This window comes from Paenibacillus borealis (genome assembly GCF_000758665.1).
In the GTDB taxonomy this organism is placed as follows: Bacteria; Bacillota; Bacilli; order Paenibacillales; family Paenibacillaceae; genus Paenibacillus_AQ; species Paenibacillus_AQ borealis.
In genome coordinates, this window is the sequence record NZ_CP009285.1 from 8,140,512 (window position 1) to 8,156,808 (window position 16,297).

The following is a 16,297-nucleotide window of genomic DNA, read 5'->3' on the forward strand; positions in this document are numbered from 1 at the left end:
CCTTCCTTATTAAAATGGCAAATCATCGTCCGATATATCGATCGGTTTTCCATCGCCCGAAAAAGGATCTTGAGTATTGTTGTTACGCGAGAAATTGTTGTTATTTCCGCGTGCACTGTTACCACTGTTACCGCCGCCACCAAAGGCAGGCTCTTCGGGAGTACTTCCACCACTTGGTGCATTTCCGCCTTCACGGTTCTGCGAGGATTCCAGGAAACGGACATTATCAGCAATAACTTCAGTGACGTATACACGTTTACCTTCATTATTCTCGTAATTCCGTACTTGGATGCGTCCTTCTACGGCTGCCAGTCGTCCTTTGCGCAAGTAATTGGCACAGGTCTCAGCCAGCTGTCTCCAGGTTACTACCGGGATAAAGTCCGCTTCGCGTTCACCGTTCTGGCCCGTAAAGTTGCGGTCTACGGCAAGCGTAAACTGCGTTACGGCAACACCAGCGGGAGTATAACGAAGTTCCGGGTCACGGGTCAAGCGACCGATCAGAATGATACGGTTCAACAATTCAATCCCCTCCTTATAGCGCGATTCGTTACAAAGCTTGTCAATATCTTAGGCAACGTCGTTCGTAATGAGATAACGAATTACTTCGTCGGAAATCTTCATGAGACGTTCCAATTCGGTAACTACTGCAGGTTCTGCATTGAAGTTAACCAAAACATAAACGCCATCACGGAATTTCTTGATCTCATACGCAAGACGGCGTTTACCTTGCACATCGTGCTTTGTAATTTCTCCGCCGTTGGAGATGATGCCTTGGAATTTTTCGACTGCTGCTTGAACGGCCTCTTGTTCAATGTCAGGACGAATAATGTACATGACTTCATATTTGCGCATAATTTTCACCTCCTTATGGTCTGAGGCCCCTGATCACGTCAGGAGCAAGGAACGAGCACAAACATAGACTCGCACCAAATCAATATACCAAATTCTCCAGGCGAATGCAAGTCTTATTCATACGCACCAGATCATGGACCGATATTAATTACATGAAGATGTCTCTGCGGGGCCACAATATAACCGCTCCACCACTTTACAGAAGGAGGCTTATCATACTATGGGCGAGAAAACAGAGTACGAAAAGGGCGATAAAGCCCCGAATCCGGGCGTTTATACAGAAGTAGGCGAAGCGCGCAGCTTCCATACCGAGATCCAGAATCCCAAGCGGATTGAAATGGAGAAGGGTGACACTTTTCCTGAGACCTCAAACAAAAACCGTAAATGGAAAAAAGTCGAGAAAGCGCGCGTGCATTAATTAATCAATCTGCATGTATAAAACCTGTCGGGCTGCACATACTATACCCAGGCAGTACAAAAGAGAGGTGTGGTTCCGTTGAACGTCGTAGACGAACACGATCACAGGGATTCTGAATCAGCAACTATTGTAACCCGGGGAGAGTAAAGGCCGCCATTAAAAAAGGCAGCCTGGCACAACCTGTTTCACTTTAGCGGCTACAGACAGAGATATCCGAACATCATTGATGTGCTGCCTCTTGAAGAGAGACCCGCAAAGGTCTCTCTTTTTGTATGCTTTCATACCGAAGAAATAAAAAAACCTTCGTCAATTGAACGAAGGGATAATTGTTAATGTATATATTGCTGAAGTGGCGGAGAGGGTGGGATTCGAACCCACGCACGCTGTGACACGCCTAACTGATTTCGAGTCAGCCCCCTTGGGCCTCTTGGGTACCTCTCCGCAGCAAGAATTATTGTATCATGCCATCGTCACATATGCAAGCTTTTTGCACTAACGCTTTGCCTTCTGCTGCAAGCTTAATTGTTTTCGGCTCCGCCTTCAGCAGAATGAAGAACCTTCTTCATGTTTTTTTCAAATTTAGCACGGGGAATGAGGACGCTATGCTGACAGCCGGTACATTTAATCCGGATATCCATCCCCATACGGATAATCTCCATCTCGTTCGTTCCGCAGGGATGCGGCTTCTTCATCTGTACGATATCACCCAGCCCGAATACTTTACGTTCCATTATTCTTCCCCTTCCTCTCCCTCTTGCGCAGCGGCTATCTGTCTTCTTGGACCCGCCTCCTGCTCTTCACGGGCTCTACGGGCGCTTTCTGCAAGCTCTTCCTCATGAGCCGCCCTTACTTCCCTCTCCGCCTGTTCACGCGCCTCCTGCTCTGCCTTAGCTGCTTCCAAAGCACTCTGCTGCTCCAGAGCCTGCTTAATATCACTCTGAATCTGCCGCTCTGCAGAATCTCTGGCGTTAGGCATGCAATTAGCCGCCACCCGGATCACATATTCGGAAGTACTCATCGACTGAATGCCCAGCACATTGGGGTAGTCAATTACACTGGGGTTCCGCTCTTCTATCCCCTTAAGCGCTTCTCCAATCAGTGCAAGTGTTGCTTCTAAACCCCGCTCTATTTTGACAGGCACATCTACTACTGCCAGGGCATTAGCCAGCGAATAGTTCGTAACATTCACAATCGTGCCATTCGGTATGATATGCACTTCCCCTGTGGCACTCAGCAGCCGGGTCGTTCTCAGGCCAATCATCTCTACTGTACCTTTATAGGTTCCGCTCTGGATCACATCTCCTACCGCAAATTGATCCTCGAAGATAATGAAGAAACCGGTAATTACATCTTTGACCAAACTTTGTGCACCGAACCCTATGGCCAGCCCGACAACTCCGGCCCCAGCCAGCAGCGGTTTCAGATCGAAATGGAATACAGACAGAATCATCATAATCATGACAAAATTACAGATGAAAGCTACTACATTCTTCATTAGTCCGCCTACCGTTGAGAAACGGCGGTTATTCGCTAAGCGTCTTCCCCGCGTCTCCCGCTCCAGGGAACGGTCAATAACATTGGAGACTACTTTAATAATTACCCGGGTTACAAGAAAAAGCAGAAGAATCTGTACTCCGGAAAACAGCACGGTAGCCCACATATCTGCATTGGTTACCCAGTCCCATATTCTATCCTTAAAGCGGACCACTTCGTCAACTGCCTGGCTCGGCGTTGTCGCTTCCAGTATCCAGTTATTCATCGAACTCCTCCCTCTCCACAACCTCCACATACCCTATACCATCACTTGATTTGGCGAAGATCCCGCGTATCTCTACATTCTGCTCCGCCACAATGACCCGTACCTCTTCCAACGCATTCCGGTAGAATTGGATCGACATGGCGCAACCGGCTGTAATCTCCTTGGGTGTAGGAAATATATCAATTTCAATCTCCGCATATTCAAGCAGCATCTCAGCGCGCAGCGCCTGCTGTGTCGAATCAAAGGCTATCAGCAGTTCCTCCTCCACACTCCACGCCTCCCTCTGGAATATTCGTCCTATCTATTGCCGCCATAGTATAAAAAGCCACTTTCATCCATATACTAGGATCATCAGAACAGAAAGGAAGATCATATGAATTTCTCTTCTAAAGCCTCACCTCTGCAAGAACCGTCCTGTTTAAAAATATCACATGCTGATCCCGATATCTATTCTGCGATTACCCACCGGCTTCTTTTTTACTTTTCACGCACCCGTACAGATACACCAATCGTGATTGTCTGTGTAGGCACTGACCGCTCTACCGGTGATTCACTTGGACCGCTGGTCGGCACGGCGCTTGCCCGCTTCCATAGCCCCTTATTCCATCTCTACGGAACGCTGGAAGAGCCTGTGCATGCCGTTAACCTGGAGGAAACTCTCTCCCTCATTTATAAGAAGCACCATAATCCGTTCATCATCGGAATTGATGCCTGTCTGGGCCAGTCGACAAGCGTTGGCTGCATCCAGGTCGTTGAGGGGCCGCTCCGGCCGGGAGCAGGCGTTAATAAGCAACTCCCCCCGGTTGGCGATATCCATTTGACAGGCATTGTGAATGTCGGGGGCTTCATGGAGTATTTCGTACTGCAGAACACAAGATTAAGCCTCGTAATGAGATTATCCGACATCATTGCTTCAAGCCTCTATTCCGCACTTAAGCAATGGAACCTTCATGCTAAATCTGCTGCAGCGCGAGAGCAATAACTTCCTTCTCCTCTGGAGACAGGGGATACTGCGACTCTCCCTTTTCAAGCGGCTTAGAATATATATATGAGTTCTCGCGGTTGTGCAGGCTGCTCAGTACAATTCCGCTATGGTTGTCATCCAGAATGGCAAGCGAGAAGCTCAGATCATTACCGCGCTCCCCGAAGGCATTGTAGCGTTTCATGGCTACTTTCGATTTCATTCCGCGCATCTTGGATTGTGCGGCTTCAATCATCACCTTATGCTCACGCTGCCCCTCCTCCAGCATATCTCCCTGGTTCTTCAGATTCACCAGCAGACTCTCCAGATCCTCAATGCCATTGCCGCTCATCATCGCTTCATATCTGCGCCGCATCTTGCGGATCTTCGCCCCTTGGATAATCAGAACAATTGCCAGCAGAACAATCAATACAGCAAAACCCATAATGAACACCGACAGCTGCTCACTTATCACTTCATTTAACTCCGACATATATGGACCATCCTTTGTATAAATATAAAAATTATCTTGTTCGTGATACGCCGTACATTTCGGCCATAGCAACAAGCAACCTGTTAACGTCCTCTTCTGTCGAGCTTACTCCAACACTCGCCCTTACTGCTCCACTCTGCAAAGTATCTGCAGCTTTATGAGCAAGCGGCGTACAATGCATACCTGCACGCACAGCAATGTTATATTCGCGGTCCAGGCGATGGGCAATATCCGCTGATTCTTGCCCCTCAATTATAAACGCCACAATTCCGCTACGCTGAATACCTCTACCCGGTCCGAGAATCCGGATTCCCGGAATAGAAGCCAAGCCCTCCATTAGCTTTTGCGTCAGCTTCCATTCCTGCAAGTGAATCTGTTCGGTCCCAAGAGACAAGATCTCCTTTACACCCGCCTGCAGTCCGGCTATCCCTACAGCATTTTGCGTGCCGGCTTCATAGCGGTCAGGCCGTACAGTGGGTTGTTCAATATTCTCTGATTGGCTGCCTGTCCCGCCGTGCATCAGCGGCTCCATATCTAAATGAGGCGATATATACAATCCTCCGGTCCCTTGCGGTCCCAATAAACCTTTATGCCCCGGAAAAGCCAGCAGATCGATATTCATCTCTGTCACATTTATATTCAGTGAGCCTGCACTCTGAGCAGCATCCACCAGAAATACAGCTCCATGTGCCCTGGCCATGTCACCGATCATTCCAATGGGCAGTATACTTCCGAGCAGATTGGAACTGTGATTACAAATCACCATTCTGGTATTGTGGCGGAAGGATTTCTGAAGCTCAGACAGATCGATCTGCCCTTCACGATCAACCTGTAAATAATCCACTTCAATACCTATCGTCCGGCGCAAATACTCTAACGGTCTGCGTACAGAGTTATGCTCTGTCATTGTTGAAATCACATGATCTCCTGGTTGAAGTGTACCCTTAATAGCCATATTTAGCCCCATTGTTGTGTTATGAGTAAAGGCAATATTCTGAGCATTGGAGACAGCGAACAGTTGAGCCAGCAAAGCCCGCGACCTTACCAGCACGCGTCCTGTACCTATTGCCAGTGAGTGGTTACCTCTCCCGGCATTTGCTCCTGAATGCTCCAGGGCATCCATCATCGCAGCAGCAACTGTTGGCGGCTTAGGCCATGAGGTTGCTGCATGATCCAGATAAACCAGTCTCTCCATCTCTTCACCCTCACTTTTTTCGTTTAAAAAACATACCCCTCCATATCCGTATTAAGGATATCTCAGGATATGTTTTCGGCACAAATATCCAAATCAGTTCCCGAGCAGCTCCAGCAATCTTTCCAGGTCTTGGGCACTGTAATAATTTAATTCTATTTTCCCTTTTTCCTTACCTTGCTTAATCTTAACGGTTGTTTTGAACCGTTCCCGCAATACTTCCTCAACATTGTCGATATAAGGATCGCGTTTGACCACTTTAGCCTTAATTCCATTAGCAGGTTTGCGGTCGAGGTTCTTCACTACCTCTTCCAATTCTCGTACACTCCACTGCTGTTCCACACACTGCCCGGCTAATTGTTTAATGGTCTCCGGATCTTTAAGCGCTACAATTGCCCGGGCATGTCCCATAGAAATTGTTCCACGTGAAACATAATCCTTCACTTCTTCCGGCAGACTAAGCAGCCGCAGGAAGTTGGCGATATGCGATCTGGACTTTCCCACCTTCAGTGACAGCTCTTCTTGGGTTAGAGCGAATTGATCCATCAACCCTTGATAAGCAACGGCAATTTCCATTGCATTTAGATTCTCACGCTGCAGGTTTTCGATCAGGGCAATCTCCATGACCTGCTGATCACTCAGGCTGCGGACCACTGCAGGAATTGTTGCTTTGCCGCAGTATTGCGATGCACGGAACCGGCGTTCACCAGCAATGATCTCATAGCCCTTCAATACACTGCGGACAATGATCGGTTGAATGACTCCATGCTGTCTAATGGATTCAGCCAGTTCCTGAATAGCTTCTTCGTTGAAATCTTTACGCGGCTGATACGGATTGGCTCTTAACTGCGACAAGGGTATTTCTACAACCTTATCGTCCTCGTTAATCGATAAAGAAGGTATTAAAGCATCCAAGCCTTTGCCTAGGCGCTTACTCATAAGAAATCACTTCCTTTGCCAACTCTAAATACACTTCCGCTCCTTTGGAACGGGAATCATAGGTGATAATGGATTGTCCATGCGAAGGAGCTTCGCTGAGACGTACATTGCGCGGAATAATGGTTCTATACACTTTTTCCTGGAAGTACTTTTTCACTTCTTCAATCACTTGAATACCCAGATTCGTCCGGGCATCAAGCATAGTAAGTAGAACGCCTTCTATCTTAAGGTGAGGGTTAAGATTCTTCTGTACCAATCTCACAGTATTAAGCAGCTGGCTCAGCCCTTCAAGCGCATAGTATTCGCACTGAATTGGAATAATTACGGAGTCTGCCGCAGTCAGAGAGTTAATGGTAAGAATACCCAATGATGGAGGGCAGTCGATGATGATGTAATCATAATTGGCCTTCACCGCATTTAGAGCCTTCTTCAACTTCAGCTCTCGCGAAATCGTTGAGACCAATTCGATCTCTGCACCCGCCAATTGAATAGTAGCCGGTATAATATGAAGACCTTCGATTTGGGTCTCCAGTATCGTTTCCTGCGGGTTAGCTTCATTAATTAGAATATCATAAATGCAATTTGCTACATCCGCTTTGTTGACGCCAACGCCGCTCGTAGTGTTGCCTTGGGGATCGATATCAACAAGCAGCACTCTCTTCCCTAAAGTAGCCATGCCGGCACCCAGGTTTACAGAGGTTGTTGTTTTACCGACCCCGCCTTTTTGATTTGCTATGGCAATAATCTTGGACACTTATTTCACCTCGAATTGTTAGAAAGAATCATCTTGTAAGGTCATGAGTTGTATTGGCATAATGCTTTGTATACTACGGCATCACATTTGCGGGAAGTGTAGACAAATATACATTAACTTATCCATAAAGTGTATGTGTGATAACGTGTGGAGCTAGTCATAGAAAAGGCGGCCAATCAACCTCAGGGCCGCCTTCAGCTTTTGAAACCATTTATCTTTTTGGAATTTGGATAACAATCTCATAATGATCGCCGCGGTCATTCTCAGATGTCTTGATTTCCATCCCCGAACCGGAAACCATATCAATGGATTGACGAATTGTATTAAGGGCGAGACGAACATCCTTTGTATAGGATACCCGTTTTGATTTTTTGGTCTGTGTAACTGCTTTGTAGAATGCAATACGTGCCTCTGTTTGTTTCACATTGAGTTCTTTGGAGATAACCTCAGCCAGAACTTTCAGCTGCATCTCCTCCGTGTCGAGAGATAACAGTGACCGAGCATGACGTTCAGTGATTTTTCTTTCCATCAAAGCAGTCTTCACCTGCTCCGGTAAATTCAGCAAGCGAATCTTGTTGGCAATCGTTGACTGGCTTTTGCCAAGCCGCTGAGCCAGACTCTCTTGTGTCAATTGATGCAGATCGATCAGCTTCTGATAGGCAATGGCCTCTTCAATAGAAGTTAGACCCTCACGCTGCAAATTCTCTATCAGTGCAATTGAGGCTGCTTGTGAATCATTGAATTCGCGGACTAGAGCCGGAATAGTCTCCATGCCCAGCTTCTTGACCGCCCTCCAGCGTCTTTCACCTGCGATAATTTCATACTGTGAATCACGCATACGCACAACGATCGGCTGGATAACTCCATGAGTTTTGATAGTCTGGCATAGCTCATCTATCTTGTCATCATCAAAAATCGTCCGTGGCTGATATGGACTGCTGATGACCTCATGAACCGGGATTTGTTTGATCTCTTCTCCGCTGCTCCGCTCGGTAAATCCAAAAAGCTTGGTGAATTGTTCTTTCATTCCGTTCATAACCACCTAATTTCGTTATAGTACGATCCTTCTAACCTTTCTTACGAAAAGCCTATCGTACAGCGTGAGAAAAGCATCTATCCTCATCCATAGTCACTTTCCCTGTAATTAAAGAATTAGCCAGATACGCTGAGCAACTCTTTAATTTGAAACAGTCTGACAATATTTCTGACCTTCAGCACTCCATACCTAAAGCACCAGCAAAGAGCTGGAAGAGTCTTCTCTATAAAAAGTCTTACTATAGTATTCTATCACTTTTCCGCTCATAATCCTATTCTCCATAGGGACCTATTTTTCCTGCATTAAGGTCACCTAAGGTCCCCAAATTCACAAACAACTCTGTTAATCCCCTTAAGATTATAACTTACAGGCCCGATAGGCTCTATCCAGGCTTTAATCTCTCACTACTGGTAGACATATCACCAATAAAAAAGATCAAGCCCATTTAGCATGAGCTTGATCTCTATTTCTTAAATCTGATTCAGATTTGTTTCACGTGAAACAATTAAATGAGTGGCGATTTGGCGGGAACGCCTGGTTTCCGCGGATATTTGGCCGGTGTAGCCCCGGTCTTGCGCACAAGAATAATATGCCGCGCAGATTCCTCCACAGGTAAACTGAAGGATTCAACCTTCTGCAGTTCCGCGCGCAGTTCCTTGAAGCTGCGCTTGGCTTCAGCCAATTCCTCAGCCGGGTCGCTGCCCTTCATTGCGGCAAAGACTCCGTCCTTCCGGGTAAACGGAAGACAAAACTCATTCAAGAGGGATAAGCGTGCAACCGCACGGGCAGTTACCACATCATAAGCATCGCGGTGAACATATTGTCTGGCTACCTCTTCAGCCCGTCCGTGAATCAGTTGTACGCCAGTCAAACCCAGAGTATCACACACATGCTGCAGGAAAGAGATTCGCTTGTTCAGTGAATCCACAATCGTCAGCTTCAGATGCGGGAAACAAATCTTTAGCGGAATTCCAGGAAATCCTGCACCCGAGCCGATATCAGCAAGAGTTTTGGTTTCATCCATATTAATATAGAATGCCAGGGATAGTGAATCGTAGAAATGCTTCGTATATACCTGGCTTCTTTCCGTAATACCTGTAAGATTCATCTTCTCATTCCAGGAGATCAATTCCTGGAAATATTGTTCAAATTGTTCTAACTGCTTCGTTGAGAGCTGTAGTCCGCGCTCGTTGAGCAGAGCGGCGAACTGGGCTGCCGTATTATCCATAAATTATCCTTTCGCCGCTGTCACACGGTTATAATGCTCCAGATGTACAAGCAGAATTGAAATATCTGCCGGAGTTACTCCTCCAATGCGCGATGCCTGCCCAATGGAGATTGGAGCGATTTTGGTCAGCTTTTGCCGGGCTTCCATCGCAAGCCCATGGATTTCATTGTAGTTGATATCGTCAGGAATCTTCTTTTTCTCCATCTTCTGCAGCTTCTCTACATGCTGAAGTTGTTTCTCAATATATCCGGCATATTTAATCTGGATCTCAACCTGTTCCTTCATATCTTCGTCCAGCTCTTCCGGAGCAGGCGATATCATATCTACGAAGCTGTAAGTAAGCTCCGGACGGCGCATTAAGGTCAGCAGATTGCTTCCGTCAACAATAGGTGCCGATTCATAACCGGCAAGGGCCTCATTCACCTGAACAGGTTTAACCTTCGTTTCCTGCAGGCGGATAATTTCACGGTCTACCCGTCCTTTTTTATCGAGGAATGCCTCATAACGCTGCTCTGGAATAAGCCCGATATCATAACCGATTGGAGTCAGGCGCAGATCAGCATTATCATGACGGAGCAGCAGCCGGTATTCCGCACGTGAAGTCAGCAGACGATAAGGTTCATTGGTTCCTTTGGTGACCAGATCATCAATCAGAACCCCGATATAACCTTGGGACCGGTCAAGGACCACCGGCTCCTTCTCCTGCACTTTGCGCGCTGCGTTAATACCTGCAATTACGCCCTGCCCAGCAGCTTCCTCGTACCCGGAGGTGCCATTGATTTGTCCGGCGGTGAATAGTCCCGGCAAACGTTTCGTTTCCAGAGAAGGCCAGAGCTGAGTAGGAACCATCGCATCATATTCAATCGCATAGCCGTTGCGCATCATCTCTACCTTTTCCATACCGGGAATGGAACGCAGTACTGCCAGCTGCACATCCTCAGGGAGGCTCGTGGACAGACCTTGTACATAGTATTCCGATGTGTTTTTGCCTTCCGGCTCCAGGAAGATCTGATGCTGGGATTTATCGCTGAACCGGACGACCTTATCTTCGATCGATGGACAATAGCGCGGACCTGTTCCTTCAATAATTCCGGTAAACATCGGTGCCCGGTGCAGGTTATCATTAATAATCTGATGCGTGACCGGTGATGTGTAAGTCAGCCAGCAAGGCAGCTGTTCATTATCGGATGATTTAGTTTCAAAAGAGAAGAATTTCGGCTTATCATCACCCGGCTGAATTTCTGTCTTGGAGAAATCAATCGTATCCTTGTGCACACGCGGCGGTGTTCCAGTCTTGAAGCGGACCAGATCAAATCCAAGCTCACGCAAATTCTCGGACAACCGTACAGACGGCTGCTGATTGTTCGGTCCGCTCTCATAAGTCAGTTCACCCATAATCACTTTGCCGCGCAGATAGGTTCCAGTTGTCAGGATAACAGTTTTGCTGTGATATACGGTTCCGGTCTTTGTAACAACGCCGGCGCAGCGTCCGTCTTCAACGATCAGTTCTTCCACCATGCCCTGGCGCAGAGTCAGGTTTGGCGTCTTTTCCATCGTTTCCTTCATCGCATGCTGATACAGGAACTTGTCCGCCTGTGCACGCAGTGCGTGAACAGCAGGTCCTTTACCCGTGTTAAGCATCCGCAGCTGGATGAAAGTTTTATCTATATTGCGGCCCATTTCCCCGCCCAGCGCATCAATTTCACGCACCACATGGCCCTTGGCAGGTCCGCCAATAGATGGATTACATGGCATGAAGGCCACCATATCCAGGTTAATCGTGATCATCAGTGTGCGGCAGCCCATCCGTGCAGCAGCCAGAGCCGCTTCGCAGCCGGCATGTCCGGCGCCAATGACGACAACATCATAGCTGCCTCCATCATAATTCATAACTGTTCCCTCCTTATTATTTACCTAAGCAGAATTGCGAGAAGATCTGATCCAGCAGTGAATCAGCAGCCGCATCTCCAATAATCTCACCAAGCTGCTCCCAGGCAAGGCGTACATCGATCTGTATCATATCTATAGGAATAAGCATCTCCGCAGCTTCGTAGGCATCCTGAAGTGATTTACGTGCCTTCTTCAGCAAGGCAATATGTCTTACATTACTTACGTAAGTCAAGTCACCTGACTCCAGCTTGCCTCCGAAAAAGAGTGCCGAGATCGCCTCTTCCAGTTTATCCAGTCCTTCCTCCTCCAGCACAGACATCGGTACAATGCTCGACTCGTCAAAAAAGGAGCGCAGCTTATCCGTATCCAGACGGGACGGTAAGTCCATTTTATTCATGATGACCAGGGCTTGTCTACCGTGGATTTGTTCCATCAGTGCCAATTCATCCTCATGGAGCTCATCGTTGGCGTTCAGCACCAGCAGAATCAGATCCGCATCGCTAAAAGCCGCCTTCGAACGTTCCACACCGATTCTTTCTACCACATCCATAGTTTCACGGATACCGGCAGTGTCCAGCAGCTTCAGGGGAATATTATTAATCGTAACATACTCTTCTATTACATCACGCGTTGTTCCCGGAATATCGGTTACAATCGCCTTGTTGTCGCGGGCAAGCGCGTTAAGCAGGGAGGACTTGCCGACATTAGGCCGGCCCACAATTGCTGTTGTGATCCCTTCGCGCAGAATCTTTCCTTCATTAGCTGTACGAAGCAGCTTGTTAATGCCTTCCATAACCGCTTGGCTCTTGTCCTTGATGAAATCGGCTGTTAAGGACTCCACATCATGTTCCGGATAATCAATGTTCACTTCAATATGAGCCAGCATCTCAATAAGAGTGTGCCGAAGCTCATGAATCCGTGCGGATAGAGAACCGCTAACCTGCTTAAGCGCAACCGAGAAGGCCCGGTCCGATTTGGAACGAATCAGGTCAATAACAGCCTCTGCCTGCGAAAGATCAATCCGTCCGCCCAGAAAAGCACGTTTGGTGAATTCCCCCGGCTCAGCCAGCCGGATATCCTGCTGCAGTAGCAGGTCCATCACTCTTCTTACAGAGATTACGCCGCCATGGGCACTGATTTCCACTACATCTTCCGTTGTAAAAGAACGCGGTCCCTTCATAACCGTAACCAGCACTTCTTCCATCCGCTCCCCATCCAGCGGACTTACAATATGTCCATAATGTACAGTATGGGATTCAGCTTCCGTAAGGGGGATACGGCTTTTGAACAATGGAGCAACCTGGCTGATAGCCTGCGGTCCGCTAACCCGGATGATGGCAATTCCGCCTTCACCCAGAGCCGTCGATACGGCAGCTATAGTGTCACTAAGCATGTTGTTATTCACCTCTGGCTTGATCTATTCTATTCAAAAAAACAATGACTCCTCGCATAGGTCAAGGAGTCATTGCGGCATATGGTTCTACTTCAATGTTATAACGACGCGGCGGTTCGGTTCTTCACCCTTGCTAAGCGTGTTAACCTGCCGGTGATCTTGTAATCTGGAATGAATAATCTTGCGTTCCTGCGGGGACATGGGTTCCAGGACGACCTCTTTACGGGTCCGGACTACACGTCCCGCGAGCCGATCCGCCAATTCCTCAAGCGTCTTCTTGCGGCGTTCACGGAAGTTCTCCGCATCCAGTACAAGGCGGATGAAGCTGTCGGAATAGCGGTTGGCAACAATATTAGCCAAATACTGCAGAGCATCGAGAGTTTGTCCTCTTCTGCCAATCAGCAGCCCGAGATCCGGACCGGATATTTGCAGAATAGTTGATTCCTTGGTATGAACGATTTCAACTTCCACCTCAAGCCCCATGCTCTTGGCGACATCCACAATGAAATGAACGGCCTGTTGGTAAGCTTCCTCCACCGGGTGTCCGGAATCCTGGCGCGGTACGCCGCTGATCGCCTCTGGTTTGCTCTCTCTTGTTGACTGCTGAGACAGTAGCGGAGCACTCGCCGCTGATGCCGGTGCGGCTTCAGAGATCAAGGTCAATTCTACCTTGGCTCCCTTCGCACCGATCAATCCAAGGAATCCTTTTGACGGCTGTTCAAGTACGTTGACCGTTACCCGGTCCTTCTGAACTCCAAGCTGGTTAAGTCCCCGTTCTACAGCTTCTTCAATGGTTTTCCCTGTCGCGACGACTTTGCTCATTTTGACTTTTTGACCCCCTTCTTCCCTTTGCTGCTATTGCCTTTTGCAGCAGGAGTAACATCTTTGCGGGCGTTATTGTTGCTGTTCTTGCTCTTCGTCAAATTCACTTCTTTGGCTTTGCCGTTACCTGCAGTAGCGGTAGCCGTGGCACTTGCAGCTGCAATAGCCGCTTTATGTTTATCGTTGTTGCGGTACAAGAAGTAGTTCTGAATAATGGTGTACAGATTGCTATAGAACCAGTACAGCGGAAGCGCAGACGGGAAGTTGTAGGACATGATGAAAATCAGAACCGGGTATACCATCATCATGAACTGCATTGGACCCTGCTGTTGCACCGGATTCATTTTGGTCATCATACGGGTTTGAATGAATGTCGTAGCAGCGGCAAGGAGCGGCAGAATGAACAGGTGATCGGGTTTGCCGAGCTGCAGCCACAGGAAGTCATGCAATCTAAGATCCGGGTTGTAATAGATCGAGTTGTACAAGGCGATGAAGATCGGCATTTGCACGATCAGCGGCAGACAGCCGGCCATCGGATTAACCTTGTTCTCCTGGAACAGGCGCATCGTTTCCTGCTGAACCTTTTCGGGCTCGTCTTTATATTTTTTCTTAATCTTCTCAAGTTCCGGTTGGATGGCCTGCATCGCGCGCGAACTCTTAACCTGCTTAATAGTAAGCGGCAAAATCAGTGTACGGACAATGATAACCATTACGAGGACGGCTAGTCCATACTGGCCATTAAACCACTTTGCGAAAGTATCCAGTGCAATGGCGAAATAATAAACTACATTACTCTGCCAGAAGCCTCCATTTTTTAAATCTTCCGTAGTGTGCGTCACTGATGCCGCCCCGGACGGAGAGCACCCCGACAGAACAGCAATCATTAGAACCATTAACCCGAGGAGAAGAAACATTTTTCCTCGCTTAGTCTTCATTAGAGACACTTCAAAACCCCTCTCATAAACATTCCATTGCACCGTAAATCATAACATAATTATGGATACAAATAAACAAGCCCCTTATGCCCCTCTTACTTGTGCAAAGCCTTGAGCAGCTTGGCTTTGCGAAGCACATGCAGGACGCTTTTCTCAAGCTCGCCGTAATCCTTGGAGAGAGCTCCTTTTCTCACGATGAACACCATGTCCAGGCCGCCGGTGATTTCCGGCTCATGGTGACGGACAATTTCCTTTACCAGCCGTCTCATCCGGTTGCGAACCACTGCATTTCCGACCTTCTTGCTGACGGATATACCTACGCGGAAACGTTCAACCTCTTTTCGGGGAAACCAATACACCACATATTGATGATTCGCAAATGACTTCCCATGGCGGTATACGCGGCTGAAGTCGGCACGGTTTCGTAATCGTAAACTTTTGTGCACGGGAATCTCCTATTCAAATACCGGAATTCGCGTAATCTCCGGAATTTCATCTTCTAATTAGTATAGTCATTCAAACGGTGCCATAAACGGCAGCTGTTAGAACCTGGGCACACGCTTTTATATTTAAAAAAGCCCCGCAGTAGCGCTATCATCCTCTGCAGAGCCAATCATTTATTGATGCAGCAACAGAAAAACAATAGCTTATCCGCTCAAAGGAGCCTCATCTATTTCTGCGCTATATATAGAAGAGAAAAATGCAGGACACCTGATTCTTCTATATATATTAAAAAAATCCCCGCAAAGTGCCGCCTCTATAGTGAAGCCTGATCCGGAACTTTTGCGGGGACCCCAAGTAAAAAAGGACCACCGCAGTGGTCCCTAAGTGGCCTAACTTACGCACTCAAAACTTTTCTGCCTTTCAAGCGGCGGGCTGCCAGCACTTTGCGGCCGTTTTTCGTGCTCATTCTTTTGCGGAAACCATGCACCTTTTTGCGTTTGCTCACATTCGGTCTGAACGTCGGTCTCATGTATTGCACCTCCCTTACAGGAACTTAATTACTGTCATATAAGCAGAAACGGACTAAGCCGTCCTTAGAGTAGGGACAGTATCTACAAGTATTATCAATTAAATTTGGAGACATATCCTCACAGAAAACACCTTTATATATTTAAACACATAATCACGCTAAAAGTCAACCTTGTCTCCTTCCTCCCTCTTTTTTATTTCTCCACAGATCTTCTTCAGCAGCTGCTCTCTATCCCCAGTTTGCTTCCGGCCCTCCAAAGTTCGGCCTCCGCATCTTATCCACAGTCCATTTGTCCAAAAAAGTAATCCACAGGGCAATATAGTTATCCACCTGTGATCAAAATAAATCGTCGACTGCTCACAACTGAGCACAACCTGTGTATAAAAATATCGAAGCCATGACGGAAACTGTCGAACGGTTAACAAATTATCAACAATATGTAGTGGTGTTCCTAAAAATTATACACAAGTGATTGAATTTGTGGATAAAATGGCTTGGCTCATTGAAAAACAAGGGGGGTTTTGCTATGATGGTATTACTTTTGAATGTGAATAGATTTGTTTGTTCTCTATATTATCAACAAGCTGTGGATAAAGTTGTGAACAATTCAAATTTATCCATATTTTTTTGTCTCTTGATATTGCATATTGGG

The 16,297-nt window shown here is 47.3% G+C and carries 19 protein-coding genes and 1 tRNA gene; 2 read left to right on the forward strand and 18 right to left on the reverse strand.

What is annotated here, in order from left to right; translation table 11 throughout:
* Nucleotides 1-9: 9 nt before the first annotated feature.
* Both ssb and rpsF read right to left on the reverse strand, forming a co-directional pair.
* Nucleotides 10-519 carry a single-stranded DNA-binding protein gene (gene ssb, locus PBOR_RS34705; protein ID WP_042218708.1) on the reverse strand — a complete coding sequence of 170 codons (510 nt, stop codon included), beginning with the start codon at nt 517-519 and terminating at the stop codon, nt 10-12.
* A gap of 48 nt (nt 520-567) precedes the next feature.
* Entirely contained in the window at nt 568-852 is a 285-nt protein-coding gene (gene rpsF, locus PBOR_RS34710) for a 30S ribosomal protein S6 (protein WP_038598251.1), read from the reverse strand.
* A 220-nt stretch (nt 853-1,072) separates the two neighbouring features.
* Here rpsF and PBOR_RS34715 point away from each other — a divergent pair, with 220 nt between their 5' ends.
* Nucleotides 1,073-1,270 (forward strand): YjzC family protein, encoded by a 198-nt coding sequence (locus tag PBOR_RS34715; protein ID WP_042218709.1) that lies wholly within the window; start codon nt 1,073-1,075, stop codon nt 1,268-1,270.
* A 350-nt stretch (nt 1,271-1,620) separates the two neighbouring features.
* Here PBOR_RS34715 and PBOR_RS34720 read toward each other — a convergent pair.
* The 4 genes from PBOR_RS34720 to PBOR_RS34735 form a co-directional block, all read right to left on the reverse strand.
* Nucleotides 1,621-1,711, reverse strand: a tRNA-Ser gene (locus PBOR_RS34720).
* Between the two features lie 77 nt (nt 1,712-1,788).
* Nucleotides 1,789-2,001 (reverse strand): DUF951 domain-containing protein, encoded by a 213-nt coding sequence (locus PBOR_RS34725; protein WP_042218710.1) that lies wholly within the window; start codon nt 1,999-2,001, stop codon nt 1,789-1,791.
* Nucleotides 2,001-3,029, reverse strand: a complete 1,029-nt coding sequence (locus PBOR_RS34730) for a mechanosensitive ion channel domain-containing protein (protein ID WP_042218711.1) — start codon at nt 3,027-3,029, stop codon at nt 2,001-2,003. The genes PBOR_RS34725 and PBOR_RS34730 overlap by 1 nt, the downstream gene beginning before the upstream one ends.
* The gene (locus tag PBOR_RS34735) at nt 3,022-3,297 is read right to left on the reverse strand and encodes a putative Se/S carrier protein (RefSeq protein ID WP_042218712.1); all 276 of its coding nucleotides are present in this window, start codon (nt 3,295-3,297) and stop codon (nt 3,022-3,024) included. Before PBOR_RS34735 ends, PBOR_RS34730 begins: the two co-directional genes overlap by 8 nt.
* A gap of 105 nt (nt 3,298-3,402) precedes the next feature.
* On the opposite strand from PBOR_RS34735, the gene yyaC reads away from it, so the two are divergent.
* Complete coding sequence (gene yyaC / locus PBOR_RS34740) at nt 3,403-4,011, forward strand: spore protease YyaC (protein WP_042218713.1); 609 nt, start codon at nt 3,403-3,405, stop codon at nt 4,009-4,011.
* Here yyaC and PBOR_RS34745 read toward each other — a convergent pair.
* The 12 genes from PBOR_RS34745 to rpmH form a co-directional block, all read right to left on the reverse strand.
* Nucleotides 3,983-4,483, reverse strand: coding sequence for a DUF4446 family protein (locus PBOR_RS34745; protein WP_042218714.1), 501 nt, complete (start codon nt 4,481-4,483; stop codon nt 3,983-3,985). The genes yyaC and PBOR_RS34745 overlap by 29 nt on opposite strands.
* A gap of 31 nt (nt 4,484-4,514) precedes the next feature.
* Complete coding sequence (locus tag PBOR_RS34750; RefSeq protein WP_042218717.1) at nt 4,515-5,678, reverse strand: aminotransferase class V-fold PLP-dependent enzyme; 1,164 nt, start codon at nt 5,676-5,678, stop codon at nt 4,515-4,517.
* Between the two features lie 93 nt (nt 5,679-5,771).
* Nucleotides 5,772-6,614, reverse strand: a complete 843-nt coding sequence (locus tag PBOR_RS34755) for a ParB/RepB/Spo0J family partition protein (RefSeq protein ID WP_042218719.1) — start codon at nt 6,612-6,614, stop codon at nt 5,772-5,774.
* A complete protein-coding gene (locus PBOR_RS34760; RefSeq protein ID WP_042140602.1) occupies nt 6,607-7,368 on the reverse strand; it encodes a ParA family protein in 762 nt (253 codons plus the stop codon). The genes PBOR_RS34755 and PBOR_RS34760 overlap by 8 nt, the downstream gene beginning before the upstream one ends.
* Nucleotides 7,369-7,579: 211 nt before the next feature.
* A complete protein-coding gene (gene noc / locus PBOR_RS34765; RefSeq protein WP_042218720.1) occupies nt 7,580-8,395 on the reverse strand; it encodes a nucleoid occlusion protein in 816 nt (271 codons plus the stop codon).
* Nucleotides 8,396-8,909: 514 nt separating this feature from the next.
* Nucleotides 8,910-9,632: a 16S rRNA (guanine(527)-N(7))-methyltransferase RsmG gene (rsmG, locus tag PBOR_RS34770; RefSeq protein WP_042218722.1), complete on the reverse strand. Its 723-nt coding sequence runs from the start codon at nt 9,630-9,632 to the stop codon at nt 8,910-8,912.
* Between the two features lie 3 nt (nt 9,633-9,635).
* The gene (gene mnmG / locus PBOR_RS34775; protein WP_042218723.1) at nt 9,636-11,522 is read right to left on the reverse strand and encodes a tRNA uridine-5-carboxymethylaminomethyl(34) synthesis enzyme MnmG; all 1,887 of its coding nucleotides are present in this window, start codon (nt 11,520-11,522) and stop codon (nt 9,636-9,638) included.
* A gap of 16 nt (nt 11,523-11,538) precedes the next feature.
* Entirely contained in the window at nt 11,539-12,915 is a 1,377-nt protein-coding gene (gene mnmE, locus PBOR_RS34780; RefSeq protein ID WP_042218724.1) for a tRNA uridine-5-carboxymethylaminomethyl(34) synthesis GTPase MnmE, read from the reverse strand.
* Nucleotides 12,916-13,002: 87 nt separating this feature from the next.
* Entirely contained in the window at nt 13,003-13,737 is a 735-nt protein-coding gene (gene jag, locus PBOR_RS34785; RefSeq protein WP_042218725.1) for an RNA-binding cell elongation regulator Jag/EloR, read from the reverse strand.
* Nucleotides 13,734-14,681 carry a YidC/Oxa1 family membrane protein insertase gene (locus tag PBOR_RS34790; RefSeq protein WP_042218726.1) on the reverse strand — a complete coding sequence of 316 codons (948 nt, stop codon included), beginning with the start codon at nt 14,679-14,681 and terminating at the stop codon, nt 13,734-13,736. Before PBOR_RS34790 ends, jag begins: the two co-directional genes overlap by 4 nt.
* 86 nt (nt 14,682-14,767) lie before the next feature.
* Nucleotides 14,768-15,118 (reverse strand): ribonuclease P protein component, encoded by a 351-nt coding sequence (gene rnpA, locus PBOR_RS34795; RefSeq protein WP_042218727.1) that lies wholly within the window; start codon nt 15,116-15,118, stop codon nt 14,768-14,770.
* A 392-nt stretch (nt 15,119-15,510) separates the two neighbouring features.
* Complete coding sequence (gene rpmH, locus PBOR_RS34800) at nt 15,511-15,645, reverse strand: 50S ribosomal protein L34 (RefSeq protein WP_039295761.1); 135 nt, start codon at nt 15,643-15,645, stop codon at nt 15,511-15,513.
* Nucleotides 15,646-16,297 lie beyond the last annotated feature (652 nt).

Bases quoted from the DNA above. Each gene is read 5' to 3' on its own strand.
- rpsF (WP_038598251.1), bottom strand. From the start codon at position 852: ATGCGCAAATATGAAGTCATGTACATTATTCGTCCTGACATTGAACAA.
- PBOR_RS34715 (WP_042218709.1), top strand. From the start codon at position 1,073: ATGGGCGAGAAAACAGAGTACGAAAAGGGCGATAAAGCCCCGAATCCG.
- PBOR_RS34725 (WP_042218710.1), bottom strand. From the start codon at position 2,001: ATGGAACGTAAAGTATTCGGGCTGGGTGATATCGTACAGATGAAGAAG.
- PBOR_RS34730 (WP_042218711.1), bottom strand. From the start codon at position 3,029: ATGAATAACTGGATACTGGAAGCGACAACGCCGAGCCAGGCAGTTGAC.
- yyaC (WP_042218713.1), top strand. From the start codon at position 3,403: ATGAATTTCTCTTCTAAAGCCTCACCTCTGCAAGAACCGTCCTGTTTA.
- PBOR_RS34745 (WP_042218714.1), bottom strand. From the start codon at position 4,483: ATGTCGGAGTTAAATGAAGTGATAAGTGAGCAGCTGTCGGTGTTCATT.
- PBOR_RS34750 (WP_042218717.1), bottom strand. From the start codon at position 5,678: ATGGAGAGACTGGTTTATCTGGATCATGCAGCAACCTCATGGCCTAAG.
- PBOR_RS34755 (WP_042218719.1), bottom strand. From the start codon at position 6,614: ATGAGTAAGCGCCTAGGCAAAGGCTTGGATGCTTTAATACCTTCTTTA.
- noc (WP_042218720.1), bottom strand. From the start codon at position 8,395: ATGAAAGAACAATTCACCAAGCTTTTTGGATTTACCGAGCGGAGCAGC.
- rsmG (WP_042218722.1), bottom strand. From the start codon at position 9,632: ATGGATAATACGGCAGCCCAGTTCGCCGCTCTGCTCAACGAGCGCGGA.
- mnmG (WP_042218723.1), bottom strand. From the start codon at position 11,522: ATGAATTATGATGGAGGCAGCTATGATGTTGTCGTCATTGGCGCCGGA.
- mnmE (WP_042218724.1), bottom strand. From the start codon at position 12,915: ATGCTTAGTGACACTATAGCTGCCGTATCGACGGCTCTGGGTGAAGGC.
- jag (WP_042218725.1), bottom strand. From the start codon at position 13,737: ATGAGCAAAGTCGTCGCGACAGGGAAAACCATTGAAGAAGCTGTAGAA.
- rpmH (WP_039295761.1), bottom strand. From the start codon at position 15,645: ATGAGACCGACGTTCAGACCGAATGTGAGCAAACGCAAAAAGGTGCAT.